The 26,484-nt window shown below is 60.4% G+C and carries 18 protein-coding genes; 5 read left to right on the top strand and 13 right to left on the bottom strand.

Annotated features, from left to right (window positions below; genetic code table 11):
• Positions 1 to 136 precede the first annotated feature (136 nt).
• The gene (locus ACP7B1_RS19350; RefSeq protein ID WP_346305331.1) at positions 137 to 586 is read right to left on the bottom strand and encodes a hypothetical protein; all 450 of its coding nucleotides are present in this window, start codon (positions 584 to 586) and stop codon (positions 137 to 139) included.
• Between the two features lie 298 nt (positions 587 to 884).
• Between ACP7B1_RS19350 and ACP7B1_RS19345 the strand changes: the two genes are divergently transcribed.
• Positions 885 to 1,355, top strand: coding sequence for an Hsp20 family protein (locus tag ACP7B1_RS19345; protein WP_346305332.1), 471 nt, complete (start codon positions 885 to 887; stop codon positions 1,353 to 1,355).
• Between the two features lie 47 nt (positions 1,356 to 1,402).
• Here ACP7B1_RS19345 and ACP7B1_RS19340 read toward each other — a convergent pair whose 3' ends face one another.
• On the bottom strand, positions 1,403 to 2,452 hold the full coding sequence (locus ACP7B1_RS19340) for a low specificity L-threonine aldolase (RefSeq protein WP_346305333.1): 1,050 nt from the start codon (positions 2,450 to 2,452) through the stop codon (positions 1,403 to 1,405).
• 453 nt (positions 2,453 to 2,905) lie between these two features.
• On the opposite strand from ACP7B1_RS19340, the gene gltB reads away from it, so the two are divergent.
• Both gltB and ACP7B1_RS19330 read left to right on the top strand, forming a co-directional pair.
• Entirely contained in the window at positions 2,906 to 7,624 is a 4,719-nt protein-coding gene (gltB, locus tag ACP7B1_RS19335; protein ID WP_426137191.1) for a glutamate synthase large subunit, read from the top strand.
• A gap of 114 nt (positions 7,625 to 7,738) precedes the next feature.
• A complete protein-coding gene (locus ACP7B1_RS19330; protein WP_346306269.1) occupies positions 7,739 to 9,193 on the top strand; it encodes a glutamate synthase subunit beta in 1,455 nt (484 codons plus the stop codon).
• An 8-nt stretch (positions 9,194 to 9,201) separates the two neighbouring features.
• Here the strand turns inward: ACP7B1_RS19330 and ACP7B1_RS19325 are convergent, their stop codons facing one another.
• Positions 9,202 to 10,404: an SGNH/GDSL hydrolase family protein gene (locus ACP7B1_RS19325; protein WP_346306270.1), complete on the bottom strand. Its 1,203-nt coding sequence runs from the start codon at positions 10,402 to 10,404 to the stop codon at positions 9,202 to 9,204.
• A gap of 22 nt (positions 10,405 to 10,426) precedes the next feature.
• Positions 10,427 to 11,653: a lytic murein transglycosylase gene (locus tag ACP7B1_RS19320; RefSeq protein ID WP_223615969.1), complete on the bottom strand. Its 1,227-nt coding sequence runs from the start codon at positions 11,651 to 11,653 to the stop codon at positions 10,427 to 10,429.
• 223 nt (positions 11,654 to 11,876) lie between these two features.
• Here ACP7B1_RS19320 and galU point away from each other — a divergent pair, with 223 nt between their 5' ends.
• Positions 11,877 to 12,782 carry a UTP--glucose-1-phosphate uridylyltransferase GalU gene (gene galU / locus ACP7B1_RS19315; protein WP_346306744.1) on the top strand — a complete coding sequence of 302 codons (906 nt, stop codon included), beginning with the start codon at positions 11,877 to 11,879 and terminating at the stop codon, positions 12,780 to 12,782.
• Between the two features lie 35 nt (positions 12,783 to 12,817).
• On the opposite strand, the gene ACP7B1_RS19310 is transcribed toward galU, so the two are convergent.
• Entirely contained in the window at positions 12,818 to 14,497 is a 1,680-nt protein-coding gene (locus ACP7B1_RS19310) for an outer membrane beta-barrel protein (protein ID WP_346306745.1), read from the bottom strand.
• Between the two features lie 236 nt (positions 14,498 to 14,733).
• On the opposite strand from ACP7B1_RS19310, the gene ACP7B1_RS19305 reads away from it, so the two are divergent.
• A complete protein-coding gene (locus ACP7B1_RS19305) occupies positions 14,734 to 15,729 on the top strand; it encodes a KpsF/GutQ family sugar-phosphate isomerase (RefSeq protein ID WP_346306746.1) in 996 nt (331 codons plus the stop codon).
• Between the two features lie 166 nt (positions 15,730 to 15,895).
• On the opposite strand, the gene ACP7B1_RS19300 is transcribed toward ACP7B1_RS19305, so the two are convergent.
• The 8 genes from ACP7B1_RS19300 to ACP7B1_RS19265 form a co-directional block, all read right to left on the bottom strand.
• A complete protein-coding gene (locus ACP7B1_RS19300; protein ID WP_346306410.1) occupies positions 15,896 to 16,357 on the bottom strand; it encodes an NfeD family protein in 462 nt (153 codons plus the stop codon).
• Between the two features lie 24 nt (positions 16,358 to 16,381).
• Positions 16,382 to 17,392 (bottom strand): SPFH domain-containing protein, encoded by a 1,011-nt coding sequence (locus ACP7B1_RS19295; RefSeq protein WP_346306411.1) that lies wholly within the window; start codon positions 17,390 to 17,392, stop codon positions 16,382 to 16,384.
• A 134-nt stretch (positions 17,393 to 17,526) separates the two neighbouring features.
• Positions 17,527 to 18,570, bottom strand: coding sequence for a ferrochelatase (gene hemH, locus ACP7B1_RS19290; protein WP_426137190.1), 1,044 nt, complete (start codon positions 18,568 to 18,570; stop codon positions 17,527 to 17,529).
• A gap of 198 nt (positions 18,571 to 18,768) precedes the next feature.
• Positions 18,769 to 20,628, bottom strand: a complete 1,860-nt coding sequence (locus ACP7B1_RS19285) for a 5'-nucleotidase C-terminal domain-containing protein (RefSeq protein WP_346306413.1) — start codon at positions 20,626 to 20,628, stop codon at positions 18,769 to 18,771.
• 177 nt (positions 20,629 to 20,805) lie between these two features.
• A complete protein-coding gene (locus ACP7B1_RS19280; protein ID WP_223615976.1) occupies positions 20,806 to 21,198 on the bottom strand; it encodes a hypothetical protein in 393 nt (130 codons plus the stop codon).
• Positions 21,199 to 21,857: 659 nt separating this feature from the next.
• Entirely contained in the window at positions 21,858 to 23,300 is a 1,443-nt protein-coding gene (locus ACP7B1_RS19275) for a homospermidine synthase (RefSeq protein WP_426137189.1), read from the bottom strand.
• Between the two features lie 152 nt (positions 23,301 to 23,452).
• Positions 23,453 to 24,364, bottom strand: coding sequence for a DUF3445 domain-containing protein (locus ACP7B1_RS19270; protein ID WP_346307576.1), 912 nt, complete (start codon positions 24,362 to 24,364; stop codon positions 23,453 to 23,455).
• Entirely contained in the window at positions 24,361 to 26,196 is a 1,836-nt protein-coding gene (locus tag ACP7B1_RS19265; protein ID WP_346307578.1) for a M3 family oligoendopeptidase, read from the bottom strand. Before ACP7B1_RS19265 ends, ACP7B1_RS19270 begins: the two co-directional genes overlap by 4 nt.
• Positions 26,197 to 26,484 lie beyond the last annotated feature (288 nt).

Below are 26,484 nucleotides of genomic sequence, written 5' to 3'. Positions count from 1 at the left end.
TTTGATAAAATGCATGGCAATAAAGGTCAAACCGGGTTCTCGTAAAAACAAAAAAATGACCGGAAACCCTTGGGAGGGCTTCCGGTCAGTACATTCCAGGCGGAAGGGACGTTACACCTGGAACGATCTCAGGAAATCAGTAACCGTTCGCCGGGCGGATCTCGATGCTGAACCCGTTGTCACTGCGGCGGTCGCGGTAGCCGCGCCGATCGCCCATCACGCGGGTATCGAGGATGTCGCCATCGCGGGATACGGTGACCAGAACCGGCGCGCCGCGGCGCCATGCCTGGACAAAATAACGGCCGCGTTCGAAGTTCACATCGCGGACACGGTAGCCGCGGCGCTCCAGCATGCGGGTTACTTCGCGCGGACCGATCTGGTCGCGGAAGCGCTCATCGCGGCGCCATTCTCCGCGCCGATCACCATAGAAACGGCGGTCCTGAACGAGCAGGCCATCCATGTCACCGCCGCCATCCATGTAGATTGCCCGGTCACCGCGATAGGTGAAGTCGTCGGCCATGGCCGAGGCAGAAAAGCCTGTGACCAGCAGGGCGGCGGCGGTCAGTGCCAGAACAGTCTTTTTCATCATCTTGTCCTCGTCTCTTGCCGGTCAAATCCCGGCGTTGGATGTGTTTATAGGGGAGGGCGTGTGAACGTATCCCGAAGGGCGCGTTCATCTGGCGTTCATCGCTGCGGGATGCGTTCGGAGGTGTAAAAACCGGAACATCCGGCAGCAAAAGGGGGCTTGAAATGGCTCTGGCCGTTTCCCAAATACCTGATGTGACCGCCATAACGGGGTCACTGGTTCAGCGGGACTTGCCGATTGAGGGAGTCTCTTGACGAGCCAGAACACGCAACATTGTCGCTCTAAAGGAGGGCTTACTATGCGTCACGTGGATTTTTCCCCACTCTATCGTTCGACTGTCGGTTTTGACCGGCTTTTCACCATCCTCGACTCGCTGGCTCAGCCAGACGGTGCTCAGTCCTATCCGCCCTACAATATCGAGCGGACCGGCGAGAGCACCTACCGCATCACCATGGCCGTTGCCGGCTTCTCGGAAGACGAAATCCAGATCGAAGCCCATCGCAACCAGCTCAAGGTAACGGGCGAGAAGGCTGCCGAAACATCGGACGATAATGCCGAAACCCTGTATCGCGGCATTGCTTCCCGCGCGTTCGAGCGCCGCTTCCACCTTGCCGATTTCGTTGAAGTCAGTGGTGCCAGCCTGAAAAACGGCTTGCTGCACATTGATCTCAAGCGCGAAATCCCCGAGGAAATGAAGCCGCGCAAGATCGCTGTCACTGCCCTGTCGGAAAAGACAGCCAAGCAGATCGAAGCCAAGACCACGAACTGAGCTTTTATGGCTTGAGTGAAAGAAGCGGCGCGTTTGCGCCGCTTTTTTTATGTGATCAGGTCGCCGAAGCGGCGGATGTCTTCGGAGGTCGTGGCGAAGCTCGTGACAAAACGGGTGATCGTCTCGTCTTCGGCAACGTGGCCCTTTTCGGCTTGGGGCGTGTGCCAGTCATAGAAAACGGCGCCCGCCGCCTGCAGTTTTGCCGATGTCTGCTTTTTCATGATCGCGAACACTTCATTGGCGCGTGGCTGCCAGGCGAGACGCAGATCGTTCGAATTGCTGATCAGCTTTGCCAGTTCCGCCGCCATGGCATTGGCATGCGTTGCCGTTTCCAGCCACAGCCCGTCGGCAAAATAAGCCTCGAACTGGGCCGCGATGAAGCGGGATTTTGAAAAATTCTGTGCCGACCGCATGCGGATATAGGGCATCTGCCTTGCCTGTTCGGGGTTCATGAAAACCAGCGCTTCCGCACACCAGCAGCCATTCTTGGTGCCGCCGAATGACAGGATGTCGACGCCCTGTTTCCAGGTCATTTCCGCGGGGGAACAGCCAAGCGAGACAAGCGCATTGGCAAAACGCGCGCCATCCATGTGCAGCGGCAGGCCGTTTTCCCGGCACAACGCTGAGATGGCGGCGATCTCGGCCAATTCATACAGTGTACCGCTTTCAGTCGACTGCGTAATGGAAACGCTCATCGGCTGGCCCGCATGGACGTGGCCTTCGGGGAAGCCGTTCAGGGCGGCTTGCAGATTATCGATGGCAATGCGGCCGGTTGGCCCGTCGATGGCCTGCACCCGTGCGCCGCTCGCGAAAAATCCGGGGGCACCTGCCTCATCGGCAATCATGTGCGCTTCGCGGTGGGCAAAGGTGATGCCGCCCGGACGGACGATGCTGGCCTGTGCCAGGGAATTGGCCGCTGTTCCGGTCCCGACAAAGAAGACGACGACGTCGCGCTCGAAAATTGCGCTGAATGTCTGCTGGACGGCGCGGTCGAGATCGCCCGTGCCATAGGCCGCGGCGAAACCGCTGGCATGTCTGGTCAGATTTTCGGCAATTTTCGGATGGGCTCCGGCCCAATTATCGGATGCGAAAAGCATGAAATAACCTCGGATGTGAAACTGACGCCGCCACGCTTACGCTTTTCCCCGCGGGCTGGAAAGCAGAAGATGATGTCTTTCCCGCAAGGGGTTTTCGAGGTGTGTGGCGGAACCATCTGTTTTTCCTTGCCTATTTAGGGGAAAACGCCTGCCTCGAAATGAAATGCATAAATCACCCGATGTTTGCGCAATGATATTTCGTCCAATGCTGTTATTTTTTGCTTTTCCATCTTGTTTGTTTGGAATTATTCTGGCATACGAGGATATGACAGCAATGCTGTCCTAATTTGCACGATCCAAACGCGGGATGGCAAGCAAGGGTGCTTCCGTCCTCAAAATGGTGACCGCAGTTTGCAACCGGAAGATATGCCGCACCAGAAGGGGCAGGAATATATGCTATTCCGTCCCGCGAGGAATTGACCGCCCCAAGGGGCCCATTTGGAGGGAATGACGATGTCGGATTTGACGCCATCTGTAACGACTGAACTTGCTCAGGCCGTACAGAACCGTGCGGTCAAAACCAATAAATCGTCCGGCATTCCCACCCGACAAGGCTTGTACGACCCGCGCAATGAACATGACGCCTGCGGCGTCGGCTTCGTCGCGCATATGAAGGGCGTCAAGTCGCACAAGATCATTGAAGACGGGCTGTTCATGCTCGAAAACCTGACGCATCGCGGTGCCGTCGGCGCCGACCCGCTGATGGGCGATGGCGCAGGCATGCTCGTGCAGATTCCCGATGCGTTTTTCCGCGCGGAATGGGCCGAAAAGGGTGTCGAGCTGCCGCCGGTCAATCATTACGCGGTCGGTTATCTCTTCATGCCGCAGGATGCCGAAGAGCGCGCCCATATCGAAACCGTCATCACGGATGTGATCGCCTCGGAAGGTCAGACGCTGATCGGCTTCCGTGATGTTCCCGTCGACAATTCGTCCCTGTCCAAGGCGCCGCATATCGCGGCGACGGAACCGTTCCACCGCCAGGTGTTCATCGGGCGCAACCCCAACATCGAATCCAATGAGGATTTCGAAGGCCGGTTGTTTATCCTGCGCAAGGTGATTTCCAACCGCATCTATCAGGAGAACGGCGGCAAGGAGAGCGACTTCTACGTCGTGTCCATGTCGGCGCGCACCATCGTCTACAAGGGCATGTTCCTCGCCTATCAGGTCGGCGCCTATTACAAGGATCTGAAGGATCCGCGTTTCGTCAGCGCGGTGGCGCTGGTGCATCAGCGGTTCTCGACCAACACTTTCCCGTCGTGGAAGCTGGCGCATCCCTACCGCATGGTTGCGCACAATGGTGAAATCAACACCCTGCGCGGCAACGTCAACTGGATGGCGGCGCGTCAGGCCTCGGTCGACAGCGAATTCTTCGGCAACGACATCTCGAAGCTCTGGCCGATTTCCTATGAAGGCCAGTCCGATACGGCCTGTTTCGACAACGCGCTGGAATTCCTGTTCCAGGGCGGCTACTCGCTCGCCCATTCGATGATGATGCTCATTCCCGAGGCATGGTCGGGCAACAAGCTGATGTCGGACGACCGCAAGGCGTTCTACGAATATCATGCCGCCCTGATGGAACCATGGGACGGCCCGGCAGCGGTTGCCTTCACCGATGGCCGCCAGATCGGCGCGACGCTCGACCGCAACGGCCTGCGTCCGGCCCGCTATATCGTCACCGACGATGATTTCGTCATCATGGCGTCGGAAGCCGGCGTGCTGCCGGTGCCGGAAGAAAAGATCGTCAAGAAGTGGCGGCTTCAGCCGGGCCGCATGCTGCTGATCGACATGGAAAAGGGCGAAATCGTCTCCGACGACACGATCAAGTCCGAGATCGCCAACCGGCATCCCTACAAGACATGGCTGAAGAACACCCAGCTCATCCTTGAAGAGCTGAGCCCAGTCGAGCCGCGCGCGCTGCGCAAGGATGTCAGCCTGCTCGACCGCCAGCAGTCCTTTGGCTATACGCAGGAAGACACCAAGCTGCTGATGTCGCCGATGGCGACGACGGGGCAGGAAGCCATCGGCTCGATGGGTACGGACACGCCGATCTCGGCCATGTCCGACAAGTCGAAGATGCTCTACACCTATTTCAAGCAGAACTTTGCGCAGGTCACCAACCCGCCGATCGATCCGATCCGCGAGGAACTGGTGATGAGCCTTGTTTCGTTCATCGGTCCGCGTCCGAACATTTTTGACCTGGTCGGCACGTCCCGCCGCAAGCGTCTGGAAGTGCGCCAGCCAATCCTGACCAATGGCGATCTGGAAAAGATCCGCTCCATCGGCCACACGGAAGACCGCTTCGATACGAAGACGCTGGATATCGCCTATAATGTCGAGGAAGGCGCGGCTGGCATGGCCGGTGCGCTGGAGCGTCTGTGCGAACGCGCCGAGGCGGCCGTGCATGGCGGCTACAACATCATCATCCTGTCCGACCGTCAGGTCGGGCCGGACCGCATTCCGATCCCGGCACTGCTGGCGACGGCTGCCGTCCACCACCACCTTATCCGCAAGGGCCAGCGCACCTCCGTCGGTCTGGTCGTGGAATCGGGCGAGCCGCGCGAAGTGCACCATTTCTGCTGCCTCGCCGGCTATGGCGCGGAAGCGATCAACCCCTATCTTGCCTTCGATACGCTGCTCGACATGCACAAGCGCGGCGAGTTCCCGCCGGAAGTGGACTCCAAGGAAGTCGTATCGCGTTACATCAAGTCCATCGGCAAGGGCATCCTCAAGGTCATGTCCAAGATGGGCATCTCCACCTACCAGTCCTATTGCGGCGCGCAGATTTTCGATGCGGTCGGCCTCAAGTCGGAATTCGTCGAGCGCTTCTTCTTCGGAACGGCGACGACGATCGAAGGTGTCGGCCTGGAGGAAGTGGCTGAGGAGACGGTGCGCCGCCACCGCGATGCATTCGGCAATGACCCGGTCCTGCTCAGCACGCTGGATGTCGGCGGTGAATATGCCTACCGCATGCGCGGCGAGGCACATCTCTGGTCGCCGGATGCGGTAGCCAAGCTGCAGCACGCGGTGCGCACGGAGTCGGCCACCACGTTCAGGGAATACTCCGATCTGGTGAACAGCGAGTCCGCCCGCGCGCAGACCATACGCGGCCTGTTCAAGATCAGGATGGCTGGAGATGCCGGGCGCAAGCCTGTCTCCATCGACGATGTCGAACCGGCCAAGGATATCGTCAAGCGGTTCTCGACCGGCGCCATGTCGTTCGGTTCGATCAGCCGCGAGGCGCACACGACCCTTGCCGTCGCCATGAACCGGATCGGCGGCAAGTCGAACACGGGTGAGGGCGGGGAGGAGCCTGACCGCTTCTATCCGCTGCCGGACGGCAAGCCGAACCCGGAGCGCTCGGCCATCAAGCAGGTCGCATCGGGACGCTTTGGCGTGACGACCGAATATCTCGTCAACTCCGACATGATGCAGATCAAGGTGGCGCAGGGTGCCAAGCCCGGCGAGGGCGGCCAGCTGCCCGGCCACAAGGTCGACGCGACGGTTGCCAAGACCCGCCACTCCACGCCGGGTGTCGGCCTGATTTCGCCGCCGCCGCACCATGACATCTATTCCATCGAAGATCTGGCGCAGCTCATCTACGATCTGAAGAACGTCAACCCTGAAGCCGATGTTTCGGTCAAGCTGGTGTCGGAAGTCGGCGTCGGCACGGTTGCGGCCGGCGTTGCCAAGGCGCGCGCCGACCACATCACCATATCGGGCTATGACGGCGGCACGGGTGCATCGCCGCTCACTTCGCTCAAGCATGCCGGTTCCCCGTGGGAAATGGGCCTTGCCGAGACCCAGCAGACGCTGGTGCTCAACGGCCTGCGCTCGCGCATTGCCCTGCAGGTCGACGGCGGTCTGCGCACCGGCCGCGACGTGATCATCGGTGCCCTGCTGGGCGCCGACGAATTCGGCTTCTCCACGGCGCCGCTGATTTCCGCCGGCTGCATCATGATGCGCAAGTGCCATCTCAACACCTGCCCGGTCGGCGTGGCAACGCAGGATCCGGTCCTGCGCAAGCGCTTCAAGGGCACGCCGGAACACGTCATCAACTTCTTCTTCTTCATGGCGGAAGAGGTGCGGCAGTTCCTGGCCGACATGGGTTATACAAGGCTGGAAGAGATCGTCGGCAAGGCCGAACTGCTCGAAAAGCGCGAGTTGATCGATCACTGGAAAGCCAAGGGTCTCGATTTCACCCGCATCTTCCACAAGCCGGAGGCGGCGGAGGAAAAGACGCGCTGGACCGAGCGGCAGAACCATCCGATCACCGATATCCTGGATCGCAAGCTGATCGAGCAGGCCATGCCCGCGCTGGAGAACAAGATTCCGGTCAAGATCGAAATGCCGATCAAGAATGTTGACCGATCGGCGGGTGCCATGCTGTCGGGTGAGGTGGCCAAGCGCTACCGGCACAAGGGTCTGAAGGAAGACACGATCTCGGTCACGTTCACCGGGACGGCCGGCCAGTCCTTTGCGGCATTCCTCGCACGCGGTATCTCGTTCGAGCTGATCGGCGACGGCAATGATTATGTCGGCAAGGGCCTGTGCGGCGGACGTATCGTTATTCGCCCGCCGGACAACACGAAAATCGTGCCTGAGAATTCCATCATCGTCGGCAATACCGTGCTGTACGGGGCCATCGAAGGCGAAGCCTATTTCCGCGGCGTCGCGGGCGAACGCTTTGCCGTGCGCAACTCCGGCGCCATCGCGGTGGTTGAAGGCACGGGCGATCATGGCTGCGAATACATGACCGGCGGTGTCGTCGTGGTCATCGGCCAGACCGGACGCAACTTCGCGGCCGGCATGTCCGGCGGTGTGGCTTACGTCCTCGATGAAGCCGGCGATTTTGCCCAGCGCTGCAACATGGCGATGGTCGAGCTGGAGCCGGTGCCGGAAGAGGATGATATTCTCGAAAAACTGCACCATCACGGCGGCGATCTGGCCCATAAGGGCCGCGTCGATGTCTCGGCCAATATGACCAGGCATGACGAGGAACGCCTCGTGCAGCTCATCTCGAACCACATGCATTACACGGGTTCGGGCCGGGCGAAGGAAATTCTCGACAATTGGGAAGCCTTCCGGCCGAAATTCGTGAAAGTCATGCCGGTCGAATACCGCCGGGCGCTCGAAGATATGGAGCGCATGCGGATGGGTGTCGCAGCGGAATAAAATCAACGCACTCCTGCTTCGAGCGTCATCACAATGATGCTCGGCATGGGGTCCAATGCTGCCCAGACCCAACACGGGAACGGGTGGTCCTCCAAGGGTGAGGGGAGCAGTTTTATGGGTAAGGTTACAGGTTTTCTCGAGATCGACCGGCAGGTCGGAAAGTATCAGCCCGCGTCTGACCGCATTCGCCATTTCCGGGAATTCACCATTCCCATGACCGATGGCGAAGTGAAGAAGCAGGCCGCCCGCTGCATGGATTGCGGCATCCCGTTCTGCCACGGGCCGACCGGCTGCCCGATCCACAACCAGATTCCGGATTGGAACGATCTCGTCTACAACGACAATTGGGACGAGGCGATCCGCAACCTGCATTCCACCAACAATTTCCCGGAATTCACCGGCCGCATCTGCCCGGCCCCGTGCGAGGAAGCCTGCACACTGAACCTGGAAGACGTGCCGGTGTCCATCAAGACGGTGGAACAGGCGATTGCCGACAAGGCCTATGAAAAGGGCTTTATCATCCCGCAGCCTGCGGCATCGAAGACCGGCAGGAAAGTGGCCGTCATCGGCTCCGGCCCGGCCGGCCTGGCCGCGGCGCAGCAGCTTGCCCGCGTCGGCCATGAAGTGCATGTCTATGAGCGCGAAAGCCGCGCTGGCGGCCTGCTGCGTTACGGTATTCCCGATTTCAAGATGGAGAAGCATTTCATCGACCGCCGCGTGGCGCAGATGGAAGGCGAAGGCGTCACCTTCTTCTACGGCGTCAATGTCGGCATCGACAAGCCGGTGCAGGAACTGCTCGATACCTATGATGCGGTGCTCTATTGCGGCGGCGCCGAAACGCCACGTCCTGCGGGCATTCCGGGTGCCGATCTCGACGGCGTCCACGATGCCATGAACTATCTCGTGCAGCAGAACCGCCGCGTCGGCCGCGAGAACATCGAATCCGTGGCCTGGCCGAGCGATCCGATTGTGGCGTCAGGCCGCCATGTGGTTGTCGTCGGCGGCGGCGATACCGCCTCCGACTGTGTCGGCACCGCATTCCGCCAGGGCGCGGTGAAGGTCACCCAGCTCGATATCCGCCCGCAGCCGCCGGAAAAGGAAGACAAGCTCAGCGTCTGGCCCTATTGGGCGACGAAGATGCGCACGTCCTCCTCGCAGGCGGAAGGCGCGGACCGCGAGTTCCAGGTGGCAACGCTTGAATTCATCGGTGAAAACGGTGCATTGACCCATGTCAAATGCTGTGAAGTCGACGAGGCGCGCAAGCCGGTTCCCGGCACGGAATTCTACATCAAGGCGGATCTCGCCTTCATCGCCATCGGCTTTTCCGGTCCGTTCGAAACCAGTGTTGTCAAGGAACTCGGCGATGCGCTGGAGATGCGGGCGGATCGCCGCGGCAACCATTCGATTGCCGCCGATGACAAGGATTACCGCACCAGCGTCGACAAGCTGTTTACCGCCGGTGATATCCGCCGCGGCCAGTCGCTGGTCGTCTGGGCGATCCGTGAGGGCCGCCAGGCGGCACAGGCCATCGATGTCGCGCTGATGGGATCGTCGGTTCTGCCGCGATAGTCAGGCCGTTATCTCGGTGCCGCGTCGGACTTTGCCGGCCATGCATAGTCGTTCATGCGGCCCGGCTGGGCGTCCGGCGCCTTGCCTTCGAGAAGCAGCTTGTCCTGCGCCGACTTGTCGGCGGCCGCGGCTTTCGGTGCGGCGCCGAGGAGATCGGTGCCGCCATCCAGTTCCGGGTCGCTCAGGCTGATCGGTGCGATGCGGTCGACCTTGACCGGTGCCTGCGGCGTTTCCGGCAGTGCCTGCACGGGCGAGCCCGGCTTGACGGCGGCGATGGCCGGTGACGTGGCGTTGCCCAGCATCTGGCGCAATGGTTTTTCCGCATAGAAGGCCAGTTTGCGCTTGCCTGCAGTGGTCAGGCCGACGCCGTCATTGTTGCGCAGGCGGGCTGTCTGGCCGGAGATGTCAAAGCCCGACAGCGTAAAGCTGCCGCCCTGGTCGACAAAGCCTTCCCAGACATCGACGAATTTGCCGTCGGCCTTCTCCGTCGCATTGCGGTAGAGCTCATTGAACGCCAGCAGGTCGGTGCTCATGTTCTTGAACTTGAACGAGGGCTGGCCGACCCACACCACGGGGTGCCCGGTCTTCTTGACCGCTTCGAGGAAGGCGTTGATGCGGCCCTGGTATTCCTTTGTCCAGGCTTCGCTCTGCGGCGCGGGGCCGTTGGCGAATTGCTGGCGGTCATTGGCACCGATCATCACGACGACAACGGCCGGTTTTTCCGCGTCGATCAGACTGCCGATGGTGGCGGGCCAGTTGCGGTGGTCGCTGCGCACGAAACCGGATGAGCCGTCGCTCTTGTCGACCACGCGCACGCCGGGCGAATCCATGAAGGCCGCGTTGAGGCCTTCGGCAAGGCCGCTGGCCATGAAGTCACCGACAACCAGGATGGTTTTGGCATCGGCCAGTTTCGACGGAATGACCGGTTCGTCCGCCGGCGCGGAGGGTTGGCTGGCGGGGGCTGCCGGTTGCGGCCGCGGCCGCTCGGCCCGCTTGGTCGTGCGGTTCTTGGAGGGGCGGACGGGCCGGTTGTTCTCATCGAAAATCATCCGGTCGGTATTTTCGCGGTAGACTTCGCGGCGCGAGCCGAAGAGCATGTCGAGCAGCGTGCGCTGCTGGGCGGCGGCGATGTCGGTAAAGACAAGGCCGCCGGCCGCACCGAGGGATACGGACACAACGATGCAACGGATGAGGCGAGCCGGCCGTTTCATTGTATCCATCGTATTCCAAACCTTATCGCTTGCGGATAATGGTCAGCACTTCCTTGCTGGGATGACCATCGGGATCGAGCCCCATTTTCTTCTGGAACGCCTGGATGGCATCCCGTGAGCCGGAGCCGATTTTCCCGTCCACTTCGCCGTCATAATAACCCAATGCGCGCAGATGTGTCTGCAATTCTTCACGCTCCTTCATGGAGATGGGCGTGAATGGGCGATTCCAGTCGCGGCGCAGCGGCGGCGCACCGCCGATCTGATCCGCAAGAAGACCAACGCCAAGGGCATATTTGTCGGCATTGTTGTAGTTCTTCAAAACGGAGAAATTCCGGGTCATCAGGAAGGCGGGCCCCTCGCGCCCGTCGAGCACTTTCAGCTGGGCCTTTTCATTGCCGCGCGGGAATGGCTTGCCGTTGGCGCGCACCACGCCGAGGCTCTGCCATTCCGCCATGGTCTTTGAGCCAGCGGGAAATTTGCGCCCGGCCGGAAGGGTCACTTCGTAACCCCAGGTCCGGCCCGATTCCCAGCCATTCTTGGCCAGGAGATTGGCGGCTGTCGCCAGCGCATCGGGTACGGATGTCCAGATATCGCGCTTGCCGTTGCCGTCCATGTCGACGGCATAGGCGAGATAGCTCGTGGGAATGAACTGTGTATGGCCAAGGGCGCCCGCCCAGGAACCGGTGAGGTGGCTGCGGTCGATATCGCCGGTCTGCAGGATCTTCATCGCCGCAATCAGCTGGGTGCGGGCATATTTTGCCCGGCGCTGGTCGGCATAGGCGAGGGTTGCGAGCGAACGCACGGCGTCGCGCATGATGTCGGGCCGCTGCATGGCTTCGCCGTAATTGGTTTCCATCGACCAGATCGCCAAAAGGATATTGCGGTCGACACCGAATGATTTTTCGATGGCGGCGAGCCAGCGGCTGTATTTGCGCGCCATTTCCCGCCCGGTGGTGATGGAATGCTCATTGACGCGGTTATCGATGTAATCCCAGACCGGTGCCGTGAATTCCGGCTGATAGGCGGCTTTCTGCAGCACTTCGGGATCGATATCCTTGACGCCGGCAAAGGCGCGCTGGAACGTCGAGGCAGAAATTCCGCTCTGCAGCGCCGTGGTGCGGAAATTGGCAATCCACGTCTGGAACTTTGCATCGGCGGAGGCACTCGTCGCCGTGACTGCAAAAGCCAGGCTCGCGGTTGCGGCCAAAATCATGATTCGCTTTGCAAAACTCGACGGGCTCTTGAACATGTTGTCTCCTTGAACTGGGTTTCCACCTATTCCGGCAAACAATAAATTATGCACATCAAAGTTAGGAATTGGTTTACCATGCATATTTGACGGGCGGTTCCTGCGGGAACATTACCGGTCGAAAAAAATGTTTATTATGCAGCTCAAACTATTTTCATTCTTTGCAGGGCAAATGTCCATTACCAATGTTAACTGAGTTTTTGTGTGAGATGGGGAATATATTGTGACGACAGCGAAGAGAATCCGCAAAGCCGTTTTTCCAGTCGCAGGTTTTGGCACCCGCGTTCTTCCGGCAACCAAGTCTATCCCGAAGGAAATGCTGACCGTTGTCGACAAGCCGGTCATCCAATACGTGGTGGACGAAGCCCGCGAAGCCGGTATCGAGCACTTTATTTTCGTGACCGGCCGCAACAAGGCGGTCATCGAAGATTATTTCGACGCCCAGTACGAGCTCTATTCAACCCTGGCCGAGCGCGGCAAGACGGCGCTGCTCGACGAGTTGCAGAGCATCCAGCCGGGACCCGGCACGACCAGTTTCACCCGCCAGCAGGTGCCGATGGGGCTGGGCCACGCCGTGTGGTGTGCCCGCGATATCGTCGGCGATGAGCCTTTCGCGCTGCTGCTGCCCGACATGATCATGCAGCCGGAGAAAAACGGCTGCCTTGCCGACATGGTCGAGCTGTATAATCAGGCGGGCGGCGGCAACATCGTTGCCGTGCAGGAATGCGATCCGGAAGAAGCCCACAAATACGGCATCGTCGGCAAGGGCAAGGATGTCGGCAACGGTTTCGAGCTCACCGAAATGGTCGAGAAGCCGGCCAAGGGGACCGCGCCGTCCAATCTCTACATCAACGGCCGCTATATCCTGCAGCCGGAGATTTTCGACATTCTCGAGCATCAGGAGCGCGGTGCCGGCAATGAAATCCAGCTGACCGACGGCATGCTGAAACTGGCCAAGGAGCAGGATTTCTTCGGCTATCACTTCCAGGGCCGCACCTATGATACGGGCTCGAAGGAAGGCTTTGTCGAAGCCAATGTGGCGTTTGCCCTGTGGCGCAACGATATCCGCAACGGTGTCATCGACAATATCGGCAACATGCTGAAGACCATCCAGCCGCGCAAGGGTTGAGATGCGTTGAGGGGGGGATATCACCCCCCTCTGTCCTACCGCTGCAGCGTCAGGCCCATATAGACGCTGCTTTCGCTGGTCTGGCGGGTATCGACCTCGCTGCGTGTGACGCGGTGCCGGGCGCTGACATCCAGCCCGAGGAAGCGGTTGAACCAGTAGGTGGCGCCGACTTCCGCACCAAAGCCCTTGTCGAGGCCGCTGCCATCCTTGTTGTCGCGCAGCGACGCGCTCAACTCGGCATTGACGCTGAGGTTTGAGCGGATCTGGCGCTTTACGCCAAGCCGTCCCTCATAAAAGATCGAACCGCTGTCATTGGGCGTTGTCCCGCCTTCGACACGGGTGAGCAAACCAAGATTGACATCGGTGCCGCGCTGCGGCGACCATTTGATGGCCCCGTCGACGCTCAGACCATCGATATTGGACAGCCGCTCATCGTCGATACTCTGGCGCAGATAGCCCAGCGCCAGCTCGCCCGAGAGCTTCTCGCCGAAATCGGCCTCGATACCGCCGCGCAGCGCGGTGCGCATACCGGAGCGGCGAAAGCCGTTGGAATCTTCGGTTTCATCATAGATCAGCTTGCCGATCTCCACTTCGGCGAAGGGTTTGATCGCCGGGGACATTTCGAAGCCGCCGCGCAGGGCGATGCTGGCAAAGGTGTTGTTGCGATCCTTCTGGCTGAGCGTTGTCCCGTCGGGGAACTGGGCCTGACCATAGGTTGTCCGGTCGACCTTGCCCTTCACCTGGCCAAAGAACCGGCCAAATTCGTGCCTTATGCCCAATGTGCCATCCAGTTCCTGCACGCCGGGCCTGTTGGATGCGCCGACAACCGCCGTCGGCGCGCTGGCATCCTCCTGCCGGTAGCGGTAGCCGCCTTCGCCGGTCACGGTCGTGCGGTCGCCGAGATCAAGCTTGAAACCACCGCGCAGCCCGACATTGGGCGCGGAATACTCCTGGCCAGACAGCGTCTTGTCGTAGAGACCGTCGAAATCGAGAAAGGCCGAATGGCGCGACCAGTCCGTCGTCGCCCGCAGGCGTAGCCGTGTTTCCGAGAGAATCGCGCTCTTGCCGGTTGAACTGCCGTCGGCGTTGGTCGTGGCGCGCAGGCCCTGCGAAATGGATGGCCGCAGCGTGACCGTACCGGCCCTGATGCCGAAGGGTGCAAACGGGTCCGGATCCGGCCGCACGGTCCGCCGCTCGATGGCCGGTTCAGACACGCTGTCCCTGCTTTCGCGCTGCACGCGCGGATTGCCGTCCGTATCGTCGGCAATGCTGCCGGTGGTTGGTGTGGCCGGCGTCTGTCCGTTGCGTTGGGCGCGTGGAAGAGGACGTGTTCGCTGCGTTGCTGCCGTCGTGCGGTCGGCCGGAAGCGGAACGGTGCCTGGCGTGGCAGTGGGACGCGGATTGAGCGTGCGGCTGTTGTTCACCGGTCCGGATGACAGCGAGGTGTCATTCGCCGTCCCGGTCGCCGTCGGCGGAGCGCCCACATCGTCATTGGGCAGGGCGCCCGGACTGACGGGTTCATAGGGGTCCGACGGAATACCGCCCGCGGTGGCGGGTGATGGCGCCGGCGCTGCGGCAACCACAGGCGCGCGCCGCACCGGGGCGCGCGGCGCATTCTGCTGGGTTTGCAGGACATTCTCGTCCACCGCGCCGCGCAGGGGCACGGCCTGCTGGGCCATGGCCGTTCCACTGGCGGAAAACGCAACACTGCTCATCAACCCCGTCCACAGACACAGGTTGATCGCAGAGGTGAAGCTGCCGCGATAGGCCGGTGCTCCGATGCGGGATTGCCGATGATACATAAATAGCATTGCCAATGAGTTCGAACGTTTATGGAGCGTAAACTGTCATGGTTAATGACTGGTTTCCGCTTCGGCTGCCGGACAGGTTTGAAAGGGGCGGCGCAACAAAAAATGGACAGCGGCGCGGCAAAGCGCTAACGGTTCTCGCCATGCAGGCAATAAACGATAGCGAACTGGACAAGACCGCAGCGGTGGACTCCGCCAAGCGGACGATTTCAACCGAAAGAGACGGGCTGAGCGCGCTGCGCGATGCGCTGGATGGCAGCCTTGCGGATGCCTTCGGCAAGGCCATCGAACGCATTGCGGCAGTCCGGGGCAGAATCATCGTCACCGGGGTCGGCAAGAGCGGTCATATCGCTTCCAAGATCGCCGCGACCTTTGCCTCAACCGGGACGCCGGCCTTTTTCGTGCATCCGGCCGAAGCCAATCACGGCGATCTCGGCATGATCGGCAGCGACGATGCGATTCTGGCCCTGTCATGGTCGGGCGAAACGGCGGAGCTGAAGGGGATTGTCAGCTATTCCAGGCGGTTCCGCATTCCGCTCATCGCGGTTACATCAGGGGAAAACTCGGCACTGGCCCTCGCCGCCGATGTCGTCCTGCTGCTGCCCAGGGTCACCGAGGCCTGCCCGCACGGGCTGGCGCCGACCACCTCGCCGCTGCTGCAGCTGGCCATGGGCGATGCGATCGCCATTGCCCTCCTGGAAGCGCGGGGCTTTACCGCCGTTGACTTCAAGACATTCCACCCCGGCGGATCGCTCGGCGCGAGCCTGACCCATGTGCGCGAGATCATGCATCGCGGTGACGAGATTCCGCTGGTTCCGCTGGGGACGCTCATTCCCGATGCGATGAAAGTGCTGTCCGGAAAGCGTTTTGGCTGTGTTGCGGTTCACAATGAGGACGGCTCGCTGGCCGGGATCATCACGGATGGCGACCTGTCGCGCAACCTTCACCGCAATCTGGTGACGGTGCGGGTCGAGGAAATCATGACCCGCAATCCCAAAACCGTGCCGACGAGCATGCTGGCGAGCGCCGCGCTCGCCCTGCTCAATGAGCACAATATCGGGGCGCTGATCGTGACGGAAGACCGCTTCCCCGTCGGTATCGTGCACTTCCACGACCTCTTGCGGATCGGCGCCGCCTGATTTCAGTGTCTGCAGGCTCGTGGTGCGTGGTTCGACAAGCTCACCATGAGGGATGGAGTGGGCTGTAGAGCGCTGTATTCTGCAACGTTTATGATTAGCGTTGCACCAAACCACTTCCCTCATGGTGAGCTTGTCGAACCACGCACCGCACATTAACGTCCCTGAATCAAGCCACTTCGACCGTCAGCGTTCCCTGATCGGTGCCGGTGATCCTGACCCGGCTGCCGGCGGGCAGATCGGGGCCTTTGACACGCCACAGGCTGTCGCCGATGCGGGCGCGCCCGTGCCCGTTCACCGTTGCCTCCTCCAGCACGACGATCTGGCCGATCATCTGTTCGTTGCGCCGGTTGAGCAGTGGCTCATCGGTCGGCACGTCAGCCGCGCCCATCAGCCTGCGGCCGATGAAGACGGTGATGACAGACAGAATCAGAAACAGGATGATCTGCATCTGCCAGCCGAGGGCGAGCATCGGTCCAAGCACGAGGATCGTCAGGAAGCCGACGATGATGGCGGCAATACCGAACCACAGCAGGAAGATGCCGGGCACCGCCACTTCGAAAATCAGGAGGATGAAACCGAGCACCACCCAGTTCCACGGGCCGAGTTCATAGAAGAGATGTTCCAACATCAGTGCAACTCCTCCATCGATGCGTCAGGTCGCCGAGCCGGTCCCGCCGCCCGTGCCGGGAACGGTGCGCCCGCGCCCCGGCTGTGCCGGGGGCGATGTCCGTTCCGTCTGCGCCGCATCGCCGAATACTTCCCTGGCGATTGCGCCGATGCCGCCGAGCGTGCCCACCAGTGACGAGGCCTCCATCGGCATCAGGATCAGCTTCTGGTTGTTGCTGGTCGCAAACTTGCCAAAAGCCTCGGTGTATTTCTGCGCGACGAAGTAGTTGATGGCCTGCACGCTGCCCGCGTTGATCGCGGCGGACACGAGTTCGGTCGCCTTGGCTTCGGCCTGCGCGAGGCGTTCGCGGCCTTCGGCCTCGCGGTAGGCGGCTTCACGCTTGCCCTCCGCTTCGAGAATCTGCGCCTGCTTCAGGCCTTCGGCGCGCAGGATCTGCGCGGCGCGGTTGCCTTCGGCCTCCAGGACCAGCGCGCGCTTGTCGCGTTCCGCCTTCATCTGGCGCGCCATGGAATCGATCAGGTCCTTTGGCGGATTGATGTCCTTGATTTCAACACGGGTCATCTTGATGCCCCAGGAATGGGCGGCCTCATCCACCACCCGCAGCAGGCGGTCGTTGATCGCGTCGCGATTGGACAGGAGCTCGTCGAGATCCATCGAGCCCATGACCGTGCGGATATTGGTCATGGTGAGGTTGAGAATGGCGTTCTTCAACCCGCTGACCTGGTAGGCGGCCTGCGGTGCATTCAGGATCTGGTAGAAGGCGATGCCGTCGACGGCAATATTGGCGTTGTCCTTGGTGATGACCTCCTGCGTCGGCACGTCAAGCACCTGTTCCATCATGTTCAGCTTGGCGCCGATACGGTCGAAGAACGGAACGATGAGATTAAGGCCGGGTGCGAGGGTACGGGTATACTTGCCAAAACGCTCGATGGTGTAATTGTAGCCCTGCGGCACGGTCTTGACGCCCGCAAACAGCACCACCAGAACCAGAAGAACCAGCACCGGAATGGTAAAATCGAAACCGCTGAACGGCATTGTACTCCCCCTTGCCTGACATCAGGATCAATGTCATCTCGCATCATCATCCTCTATATGGATGAGGCCAAGATAGACCAAAGTCTTGATCTCAGAAAGGCTTAAGCCGGGAATTATACAGGCGTTCCGTCGGCTCAGATCCAGCCCTGCAATTCGCGCCGCACCAGCTCTTCGATTACCCGCATGCCTTCCTCGGAATCATTCAGGCAGGGGATATGGGTGAAGTTGATGCCGCCATGCTCGCGGAAGGTGTTGCCGGCTTCAACGGCGATTTCCTCCAGCGTTTCCAGGCAGTCCGCGACGAAACCCGGATTGAACACGGCAACGGATTTTACGCCGTCCGCAGCGAGCTTTTCCATCGTCTTGTCCGTATAGGGCTGCATCCACTCTTCCGGGCCGAAGCGGGACTGGAAACAGGTGATCAGCTTCTTCTCGTCCCAGCCAAGCCGCTCGCGCAGCAGGCGCGTGGTCTTCCAGCAATGGCAGGGGTAGGGGTCACCGCGCTTGAAATAGCTTTGCGGGATGCCGTGATAGGAGGCAACCACCACCTCCGGCTCAAAATCCAATGTCGCAAAATGCTTCTCGATGGAGACAGCAAGCGCTTCGATATAGACAGCCTCGTCCTGATAGGAGGGGACGGTGCGGGTGGCGGGCATGAAGCGCATCTTGGTAAGCGCCTCGAAGAATTTATCGTTGACCGTCGCCGTGGTCGTTGCCGAATATTGCGGATAGAGCGGGAACATGACGATGCGCTTGCAGCCCTGCCTGTCGAGCCGTTCCAGCGCCTCTTCGATGGAGGGCTGTCCGTAGCGCATGCCCCAGTCGACGATCACATCGGGATGGGCGGCGAGGCTTGCAGCCAGCTTTTCGCTTTGCGCGCGGGTATAGGTGCGCAGCGGCGATTCATTGCGCTCGCGGTTCCAGATCTTGTCATAGAGCGCGCCGGATTTTTTCGGGCGGGTGTTGAGCACGATGCCATACAGCACCGGCAGCCAGATGGCGCGCGGCCATTCGATCACGCGCTTGTCCGACAGGAATTCCTTGAGGTAGCGCCGCATGGAGGTGACATCCGTGCCGTCAGGCGTGCCCAGATTGACCAGAAGCACGCCGACTTTCGAGGTTTCGATGCGCGGATGGTCGCCGGGCTTGCTCATTGCCACACCAACCTCACCAGACATCACCATCTCTTTCAACTCCTGCTTTGCGGTTGGAACCTAGTGGCGGGAACCGGGATTGCAAGGGCGCGAAAAGACGCAGCAAAATGGGGTAAATCGCAATCCGGCGGGGAAAACCCTGGCTGCTATGAAAGAACCCGGTACAACATTCAAGTTGCACCGGGTCGAAATAACAGACCTGGGACCGTTTGTCCTAGGGGATTACTTCGGCGGGATTGTCATGGCGCCGCCGATGGGCAGTTTGCCGGCAATCATCCGCGGATTGGCTGCCGCCAGCTTTTTCCAGTCCGAACCCTTGCCGTAGACCTGCTTGGCAATATTCCAGAAATTGTCACCGCGCTTGATCGTATAGGTCGATGGGGCGGCAGCGGCAGCGGGTGCCGGTGCTGCTGTTTGCGCCGCAGGCTTGGCGGGCGGTGCCGGGTCCGCTGCGGCTGGTGTGGCCGCTGCGGCCAGAACGGTTATGCGCCCGTCCGTATAGGGCTTGTAGGGCGTGTTCTTGGCGAGATAATCCGATACCACGGCTTCAAGGCCGGGGCCGTAATCATAGGCGTTCTGGGCATTGCTGGCGAAAATCTTGTAGCCGTCGCCGCCCGCGCGCATGTAATTGTTGGAGACGACGCCGTAGGTGGCGGCCGTGTCAATCGGTTTCCAGCCGCTGCCGTCGCGCACCTCCACGGCGGAAACGCGCTGGCCGACGGGTTTCGACACATCGAATGCGTATTTGAGGCCGGAAACCTGCGCGAAGCGGCCCGCACCCTGATCGATCTGGCTGACGCCGTTTTCCAGCGCGGCCACGACGTCGGCCCCCTTGAGCTGGAAGGTCGACAGCGTGTTCTGGAATGGCAGCACCGTCAGGACTTCGCCCATGGTCACATCCCCGGCATCGATGGATGCGCGCAGACCGCCGCCATTGATGATGGCGATGGTCATGCCCTGATCCTTGACCCGGTCGAGCATGGCGTCGGCGACGAGATTGCCCATGGAGCATTCGACCACCCGGCAAACTTCGCGGGCCGCTTCGATGACACCGGTGGATTCGGCCACCTTTTGGGCTTTCAAGGCTTCGATCGGCTTGGCCAGTTCCTTGACCCGCGCGAGATAGGCGGGATCAGGCACCACGGAGGAATCGAGCAGGATCGGCGCGCCCTCGCTCCTGATGACATTGCCGTCATCGTCGAAGGTCACCTTCAGCTCGCCCAGATATTTGGAATAGGATTTCGCCTGGACGATTGGCACATCGCGGCCGGATGGCCCCTTGACGAGGGTCGGGTAGGGTCCAAGTGCCTGCGGATCGGTGTTCGACAGCAGGGTATGGCTGTGCCCGCCGACAATCACGCTGATCCCGGCAACACTGGCGGCGATCTGCTTGTCCTTGACATAGCCGTCATGGTTGAGCGCGATGATCTTGTTGACGCCCTCGGCCTTCAGCGCCTCGACCTGCTTTTTCAGGGTCTCGATCTCATCAGCGAACTTGACCGTCGGTCCGGGCGTTGAAATATCCGCCGTGTCGGTGGTGATGGCCGACACGATGCCGATCTTCTGGCCGCCGATGTCCTTGATGACATAGGGCTTGTACTTGCCGGCGATGGGCGAGCCGTCAGCGGCGATGGTGTTGGCCGAGATGACAGGGAATTTCACCTTGCCGAGGAATTTTGCCAGCGTGTCGACGCCATCATCGAATTCATGGTTGCCGAGGGCCATGACATCATAACCGATGCCGTTCATGAATTCGGCGGTGTCGTCGCCCTTATAGGTCGTATAGAACAGCGAGCCTTGGAATTCGTCGCCTGCATTGAGCACGATGACATTGCCGCCATCCTTGGAGAGGGCGGCGCGGCGCTCGTCAATCTTGGCTTTTACGCGGGCAATGCCGCCAAAGCACTCGTTCTTGCTCTCCTCTTCGGCGGAGCAGGTCGAATCATATTTGTTGATCGATTCCTGGCGCGAGTGAAAATCGTTGATGTGCAGAATGGTGAGCGTGTAGTCGGCCATGGCCGCACCGGCGGTCATGACGAGGGCCGAGGTGCCGAGCAGAATTCTGGCGAGGATTTTTGACATGAACTGTTCCCCTGTTGCGATCGCCTGATGCTGTCACCGGTCGTTGGCATCCGTGTGACAGATGCGCCGATGCTTTCATTCCTTGGCGTGGCATGCAAGGGAAGAGCGGCGGTTTTTGCCGCTCAGGGTAAAGGCAGAACCGGCCGGCGCAGCTGCCTGCGCGGGCCGGCGATGGTGTCAGCCTGTCTGGCCGCCGCGGCGTGTCAGCGAGAACTGCTGGCCGCTGGAGGAGGTGCAGTTCAACTGGCCGGGATTGACGAGGGCGCAATTGACCTTGGACTGCGTGCCGCGGGCAAGCGAACGCAGGTTGATCTCGATGAGGCTGGCGGAGGCAAAGCGGTAGCTGCCTTCAGCCAGTTTTTCCTTGGTGTCATTGGCGCGGGTCTCGAAAACGCCGCCGTTGAAATTCGAGAAGGCAACGCCCGATGTATCAAACCATTGGCCCTGCACGGCGTCGGTCGGGCGGGAAGCCTGCACCGGTCCGCTGTCGTGAATGGGGCCGCTGGTCTGGCAAGCAGCAAGTGCCACTGCCATGGTCGCTGCGCTGAAGGCCAGTGAAATACGTTTCATCCGATCAATCTCCTGATGGGTTGCCCTTTTAAATGCCGTGAAAACCAAGCAAAAACAAGACATAAGTTTAATAAGCCGCAGAGTTTCGCCGCGTGTGGCTTCCGCAAAACTGCCATGTTGTCCGTTGGCGGGCGCTCATGTCAGATCGGTGTTCACCCCCTCTGGCCTGAAACTTATCCAACACTTCCCATCCGCGCTTATTCTTCTCGTGTCCTTTCCGGCGGGAATGCTTCCGGAAACTTTCGAAAGTCGGGAAAGGATCGGCGCTTCGGCCTGTGGGAGAACCCCTGGGCGGGGGAGGTTCAGTCCAATCGTGCGATATTGGGCAAGACCGATTGCCGGGGCGGGTGGTCCAAGGGATCGCAACAACCGCAACACCAACCAAAGACCTCAGCGCTCCCGATGGACCGCCCGTCTTTCCCACCTTCTCAACAGCCAGACGCGAAAGCGGGCGTGGCAAGGGAGAAGAGCGTTGCAGAACAACCATGCGTGGTTCGACAAGCTCACCATGAGGGAAGTGGAGGATTGCAGGGGGTATACTCTGCAACTTTTGCGATTAGCAATACAGCGCCAACCTCCCTCATGGTGAGCTTGTCGAACCACGCACCGCAGCCACGCAGCGGATATGAAAACGGCAACCCTTGGGTTGCCGTTTTTGATCAATGCACGAGAATGTTGCGGAACTGCCAGGGGTCGCTGGTGTCGATGTCTTCCTTGAAGAAGCCAGGACGGTTTTCCAGCGGCGTCCAGTCGGTATAGTGCCCCTTGAGCGGCCCGAGATAGGGCTTCTGGATTTCAAGGCAGCGGCGGAAGTCGATCTCGTCGGTTTCGACAATCCCGGCTTCCGGATTTTCCAGCGCCCAGACCATGCCCGAGAGAACAGCCGAACTGACCTGAAGACCGGTGGCGTTCTGGTAAGGCGCCAGTTTGCGGGCTTCCTCGATGGTCAGCTGCGAGCCGTACCAGTAGGCGTTCTTGTCGTGGCCATAGAGCAGGACACCGAGCTCATCCGCACCATCGACGATCTCGGATTCCTCCAGAACGTGGTGGATTGCCTGCGGCTGGCCGGCAGCGCCGAACATTTCGTCAAGCGACAGCGTTGCCACGTTGGACGGATGATAGGCGTAATGGCAGGTCGGCCGGTAGGCAGCCTTGCCCTTCTTGTCGAACACGGTGAAGAAGTCGGCAATCGAGATCGCCTCATTGTGCGTCACCAGCAGGCCGAACTGCGGTCCTTCGGTCGGACACCAGGTGCGGATACGGGTATCGGCGCCGGGCTGTTCGAGGAAAATCGCGGCCTTGTTGCCCTTCTTCTGCTTGCGGGCGTTCTTGGGCAGCCATTTTTCATGCGTGCCCCAGCCCAGTTCCGCCGGCTGCAGGCCTTCGGAAATGAAGCCGTCCACCGACCAGGTGTTCCAGAACACGCCGAACGGCTTCGGTTCGCCCGCGCGCTGGGTGTCGCGTTCGGCAATGTGAATGCCCTTGATGCCGGTCTGGCGCATCAGGCGCGCCCAACCGTCGCGGTCATTGCGCGCCGGTTCGGTGTGCTCGATACCCAGATCCTTGGCGAGATTGACAACCGCCTGTTTTACGAACCACGACACCATGCCGGGATTGGCACCGCTGCAGGAGACGGCCGTGGTGCCGCCGGGCTTGCGGCGCTTTTCCGCCAGCAGCGTTTCGCGCAGCGCATAATTGGTGCGTTTCGCGTTGTCGCCGCCCGCATTGTAAAATCCGGCCCATGGCTCGATGACCGTGTCGATGTAGAGCGAGCCGAGCTTGCGGCACAGGCGCATGATATCGACCGACGATGTATCGACGGACAGATTGACGCAAAAACCCTGGCCATCGCCTGCAGTCAGCAACGGCTTCAACAGCGTCTTGTAATTTTCCTTGGTAACGGCTTCCTGAATGAAGCGGATGCCACGCTCGTCGAGCAGTTTCTTGTTGGCATCACTCGGGTCGATGACGACCAGGCGGGACTTATCGAATTTGAAGTGGCGCTCTATGAGGGGCAGGGTACCCCGTCCGATGGACCCGAAACCGATCATCACGATCGGACCAGTAATTTCTCCATGTACAGGCCAATTCGCCTTCGTCATTTTTTTGCTACTCCTAATTTTTTAATCTCCATCAATGAGGGCAGCGGTTATTTCACCGCTTCAAAGAAACCATAGAGCATAGTGATGACAAAGAGCAAACAACCGTTCACCCAAAAGGGGTGAAAACCGCAACTACTGTTAATTGAAATGCTTCAAAGCGACTTTAAAGCCGCGACAAGCCTGTCACGGACAGCCATGATGCCTTTGTAATGCGCCTGCGCCTCGCTCAGCGACTGGAGCTGATGGGCAAAGGCTTCGGCCACGCCGCGGCATTGCGGGTGTTTTTTCAAGGCACTCACCGGATCGAGATGAATGCGGATGGTGAAGAGAATGTCGCCGGATGCCGGCAGTTTGCGCAGGGTCTGGCGTTCGACGCGGACAAAGCTCTGGGCAACGATGTCCGCGTCCGTATAGCGTGCGCCCTTCTGCTGGCTCGACAATGGGTGGTAGAGGTCGCCGTCCGGCTGCAACGACCAGTTCATGCGATAGACCGAACGGTCCGGCCGCAGATTGTCGAACATGCGGCTGATCAAGCCCGCATTGCGGGTGCCCGCGCCGAAATCCGGCACCGGCGCATGGATGTCCTCCATGGAGCGACCGAACTTTTCCAGAAGGGTCCAGGAGGAGGGGAAGGACAGCGATGCCGCCGCCAGATGCCAGCCGCGCCGTTCGTCCTTGCGCATCAGGACGAGGTCTTCCTGCACGAGATTGGCGGCGCGATGCAGAAAGGGCGAACCGGCATCGCCGAGCGGAACCTGTTCGTCCCAGCCGGTAACCGCGATGGTCCCGCCGTTCCGGCGGTAAAGCGCGGGATAGTGCTCGGCGAGATGCGCGCTCAAGAGGTCGAGTACTTCCCTTTGCGCGTCGCCGGTTCCCGGCTCCTCGACGAAAATCTTCGCCGCATGCAGCCCGAACAGCCGTCGCTTTTCCCTGAGGTAGGGAACGAGATTGCCGTCAATCTCGATCCAGTCCTTCAGGTCCAGCTGGTGCAGCCCGATGGTGAAGGGCTGCGCCGAACCGTCATAGGGCGTGTGGGCGGGGGACGTGTGGGTAGGCGCACTCATTCGGCGTTGTCCATCGCCTCCAGCTCGTCGATGATGCCTTCGATGACGAAAAGGCCCTTCTGCCAGAATGCCGGGTCGGTGGCATCGAGGCCGAACGGCGCCAGCAGCTCCGAATGGTGTTTTGTGCCGCCGGCCTTCAGCATGTCGAAATATTTTTGCTGAAAACCCGCATCGGCATTCTGGTAGACCGCATACAGCGAATTCACCAGGCAATCGCCGAAGGCATAGGCGTAGACGTAGAACGGCGAATGGATGAAATGCGGAATATAGGTCCAGAATGTTTCGTAGCCGGGGCCGAAGCGGATCGCCGGTCCGAGGCTTTCCTTCTGCACATCCAGCCAGATCTCGCCGATGCGGTCGGAGGTCAGTTCGCCATTGGCGCGCTCGGTGTGCACCCGGCGTTCGAACAGGTAGAAGGCGATCTGGCGCACGACCGTGTTGATCATGTCCTCGGCCTTCTGCGCCAGCATGGCCTTGCGTTCGCGCTTGTCTCTGGTTTTTTCCAGCAGCGAGCGGAAGGTCAGCATTTCACCGAAGACGGAAGCGGTTTCGGCGAGCGTCAGCGGTGTTGAGGCCATCAGCGCACCCTGATCGCCGGCCAGAACCTGATGCACGCCATGGCCGAGTTCGTGGGCAAGGGTCATCACGTCACGCGGCTTGCCCATGTAGTTGAGCAGCACGTAGGGATGGACCGAAGGCACGGTCGGATGGGCGAAGGCGCCCGGCGACTTGCCGGGGCGCGTGGGCGCATCGATCCAGTTCCTGTCGAAGAAGGCGCGGGCGATATCGGCCATTTCCGGGGCAAAGCCGTTATAGGCAGACAGCACGGTATCCCTGGCCTCGGTCCACGGGATCACTGCCTGCGGCGTCTCCGGCAAGGGTGCGTTGCGGTCCCAGTTGTTGAGGTAATCAAGGCCGAGCCACTTGGCCTTCAGCGCGTAATAGCGGTGCGAAAGGCGCGGATAGGCCGCCTGTACAGCCTCGGCCAGCGCATCCACCACCTCCCGCTCGACGCGGTTGGCCAGATGGCGGCTGTCGGCAATATCCTGGAAACCGCGCCAGCGATCGGAGATTTCCTTGTCCTTGGCCAGGGTATTGGTGATCAGCGTGAAGGTGCGCAGATTGTCCTTGAATGTCTTCGCCAGGGCGTCGGATGCCTTCTTGCGCACGGCTCCGTCGGCATGCTGCAGCATGTTGAGCGTCGGTTCGAGTGCAAGGTCCTCGCCGTCGACATCAAACCGCAGTGCCGTCATGGTTTCGTCGAACAGGCGGTTCCAGGCGCCGCGCCCGGTGATTGATTTCTCGTGGAACAGCTGTTCGATCTTGTCATCGAGCTGGTAGGGCTTGTCCTTGCGCAGGTCGACCAGCCAGGGCCGGTAATGGCCGATGGCGGGATTGCCGTCCATCGCCTTCTCGATCACCGCATCGTCGATGCGGTTGAGTTCGAGACTGAAGAAGATCAGGTGTGCGCTGGCATTGGTCATCTTTTCCTGGATGTCGCCATAGAGCTTGGCGCGCTTCGGATCGGAAGTATCGCCCGCATAGACCAGCCCGGCATAGGAGACGATCTTGCCGATCAGTTCTTCCAGCGCTTCGAATTCGCGGATCGCTTCGGCAAAGGTGCCGCCCATTGGCTTGGCGGCTTCTGCGGCCAGATTGCCCTTCCAGCGACTGGCGAAGAGCACGGCAAGTTCATCGGCCTTTTGCAGGTCCGTCTTGAGTTCGGTGCTGTCCGCCGAGGGATAGAGATCGGCAAGGTTCCACTCGGGCAGGACGCCGAGAGCGGTCTGTTCCGCCTTGGCGGCGGCAGCGCCAGACTTTCCGGAAGGCATGTGGTTCGTGATTTCGAATTTCATTTTGGCACCGTTTTTTGGCAATCAAGCGCTTGTTCAAACGCGAATCATGAGGGATAGTTTCGGCGAGCGAAAGCTTAAAAGTCCATTGGCGATTGTTCCAGTTGCGTATTCCGCGTTTACAAAACGTGCGTGTGTAAGACCTAAGAAGGGTGGATTCTCACGCCAAAAGGTCTTAATGGTGCTGTTAACCACCCGTTGACCATGTCTTGAATCAGCTTTTCGCGTCTGGGTTTTTGCCATGCTCTCAACGTATTTGTTCTTCAA

The sequence above is a fragment of the Phyllobacterium sp. SL163 genome (assembly GCF_049896885.1).
Classification (GTDB): Bacteria; Pseudomonadota; Alphaproteobacteria; order Rhizobiales; family Rhizobiaceae; genus Phyllobacterium; species Phyllobacterium calauticae.
The sequence above is the reverse complement of the archived record's forward strand: the minus strand, read 5'-3'. Positions and strand labels throughout refer to the sequence as shown.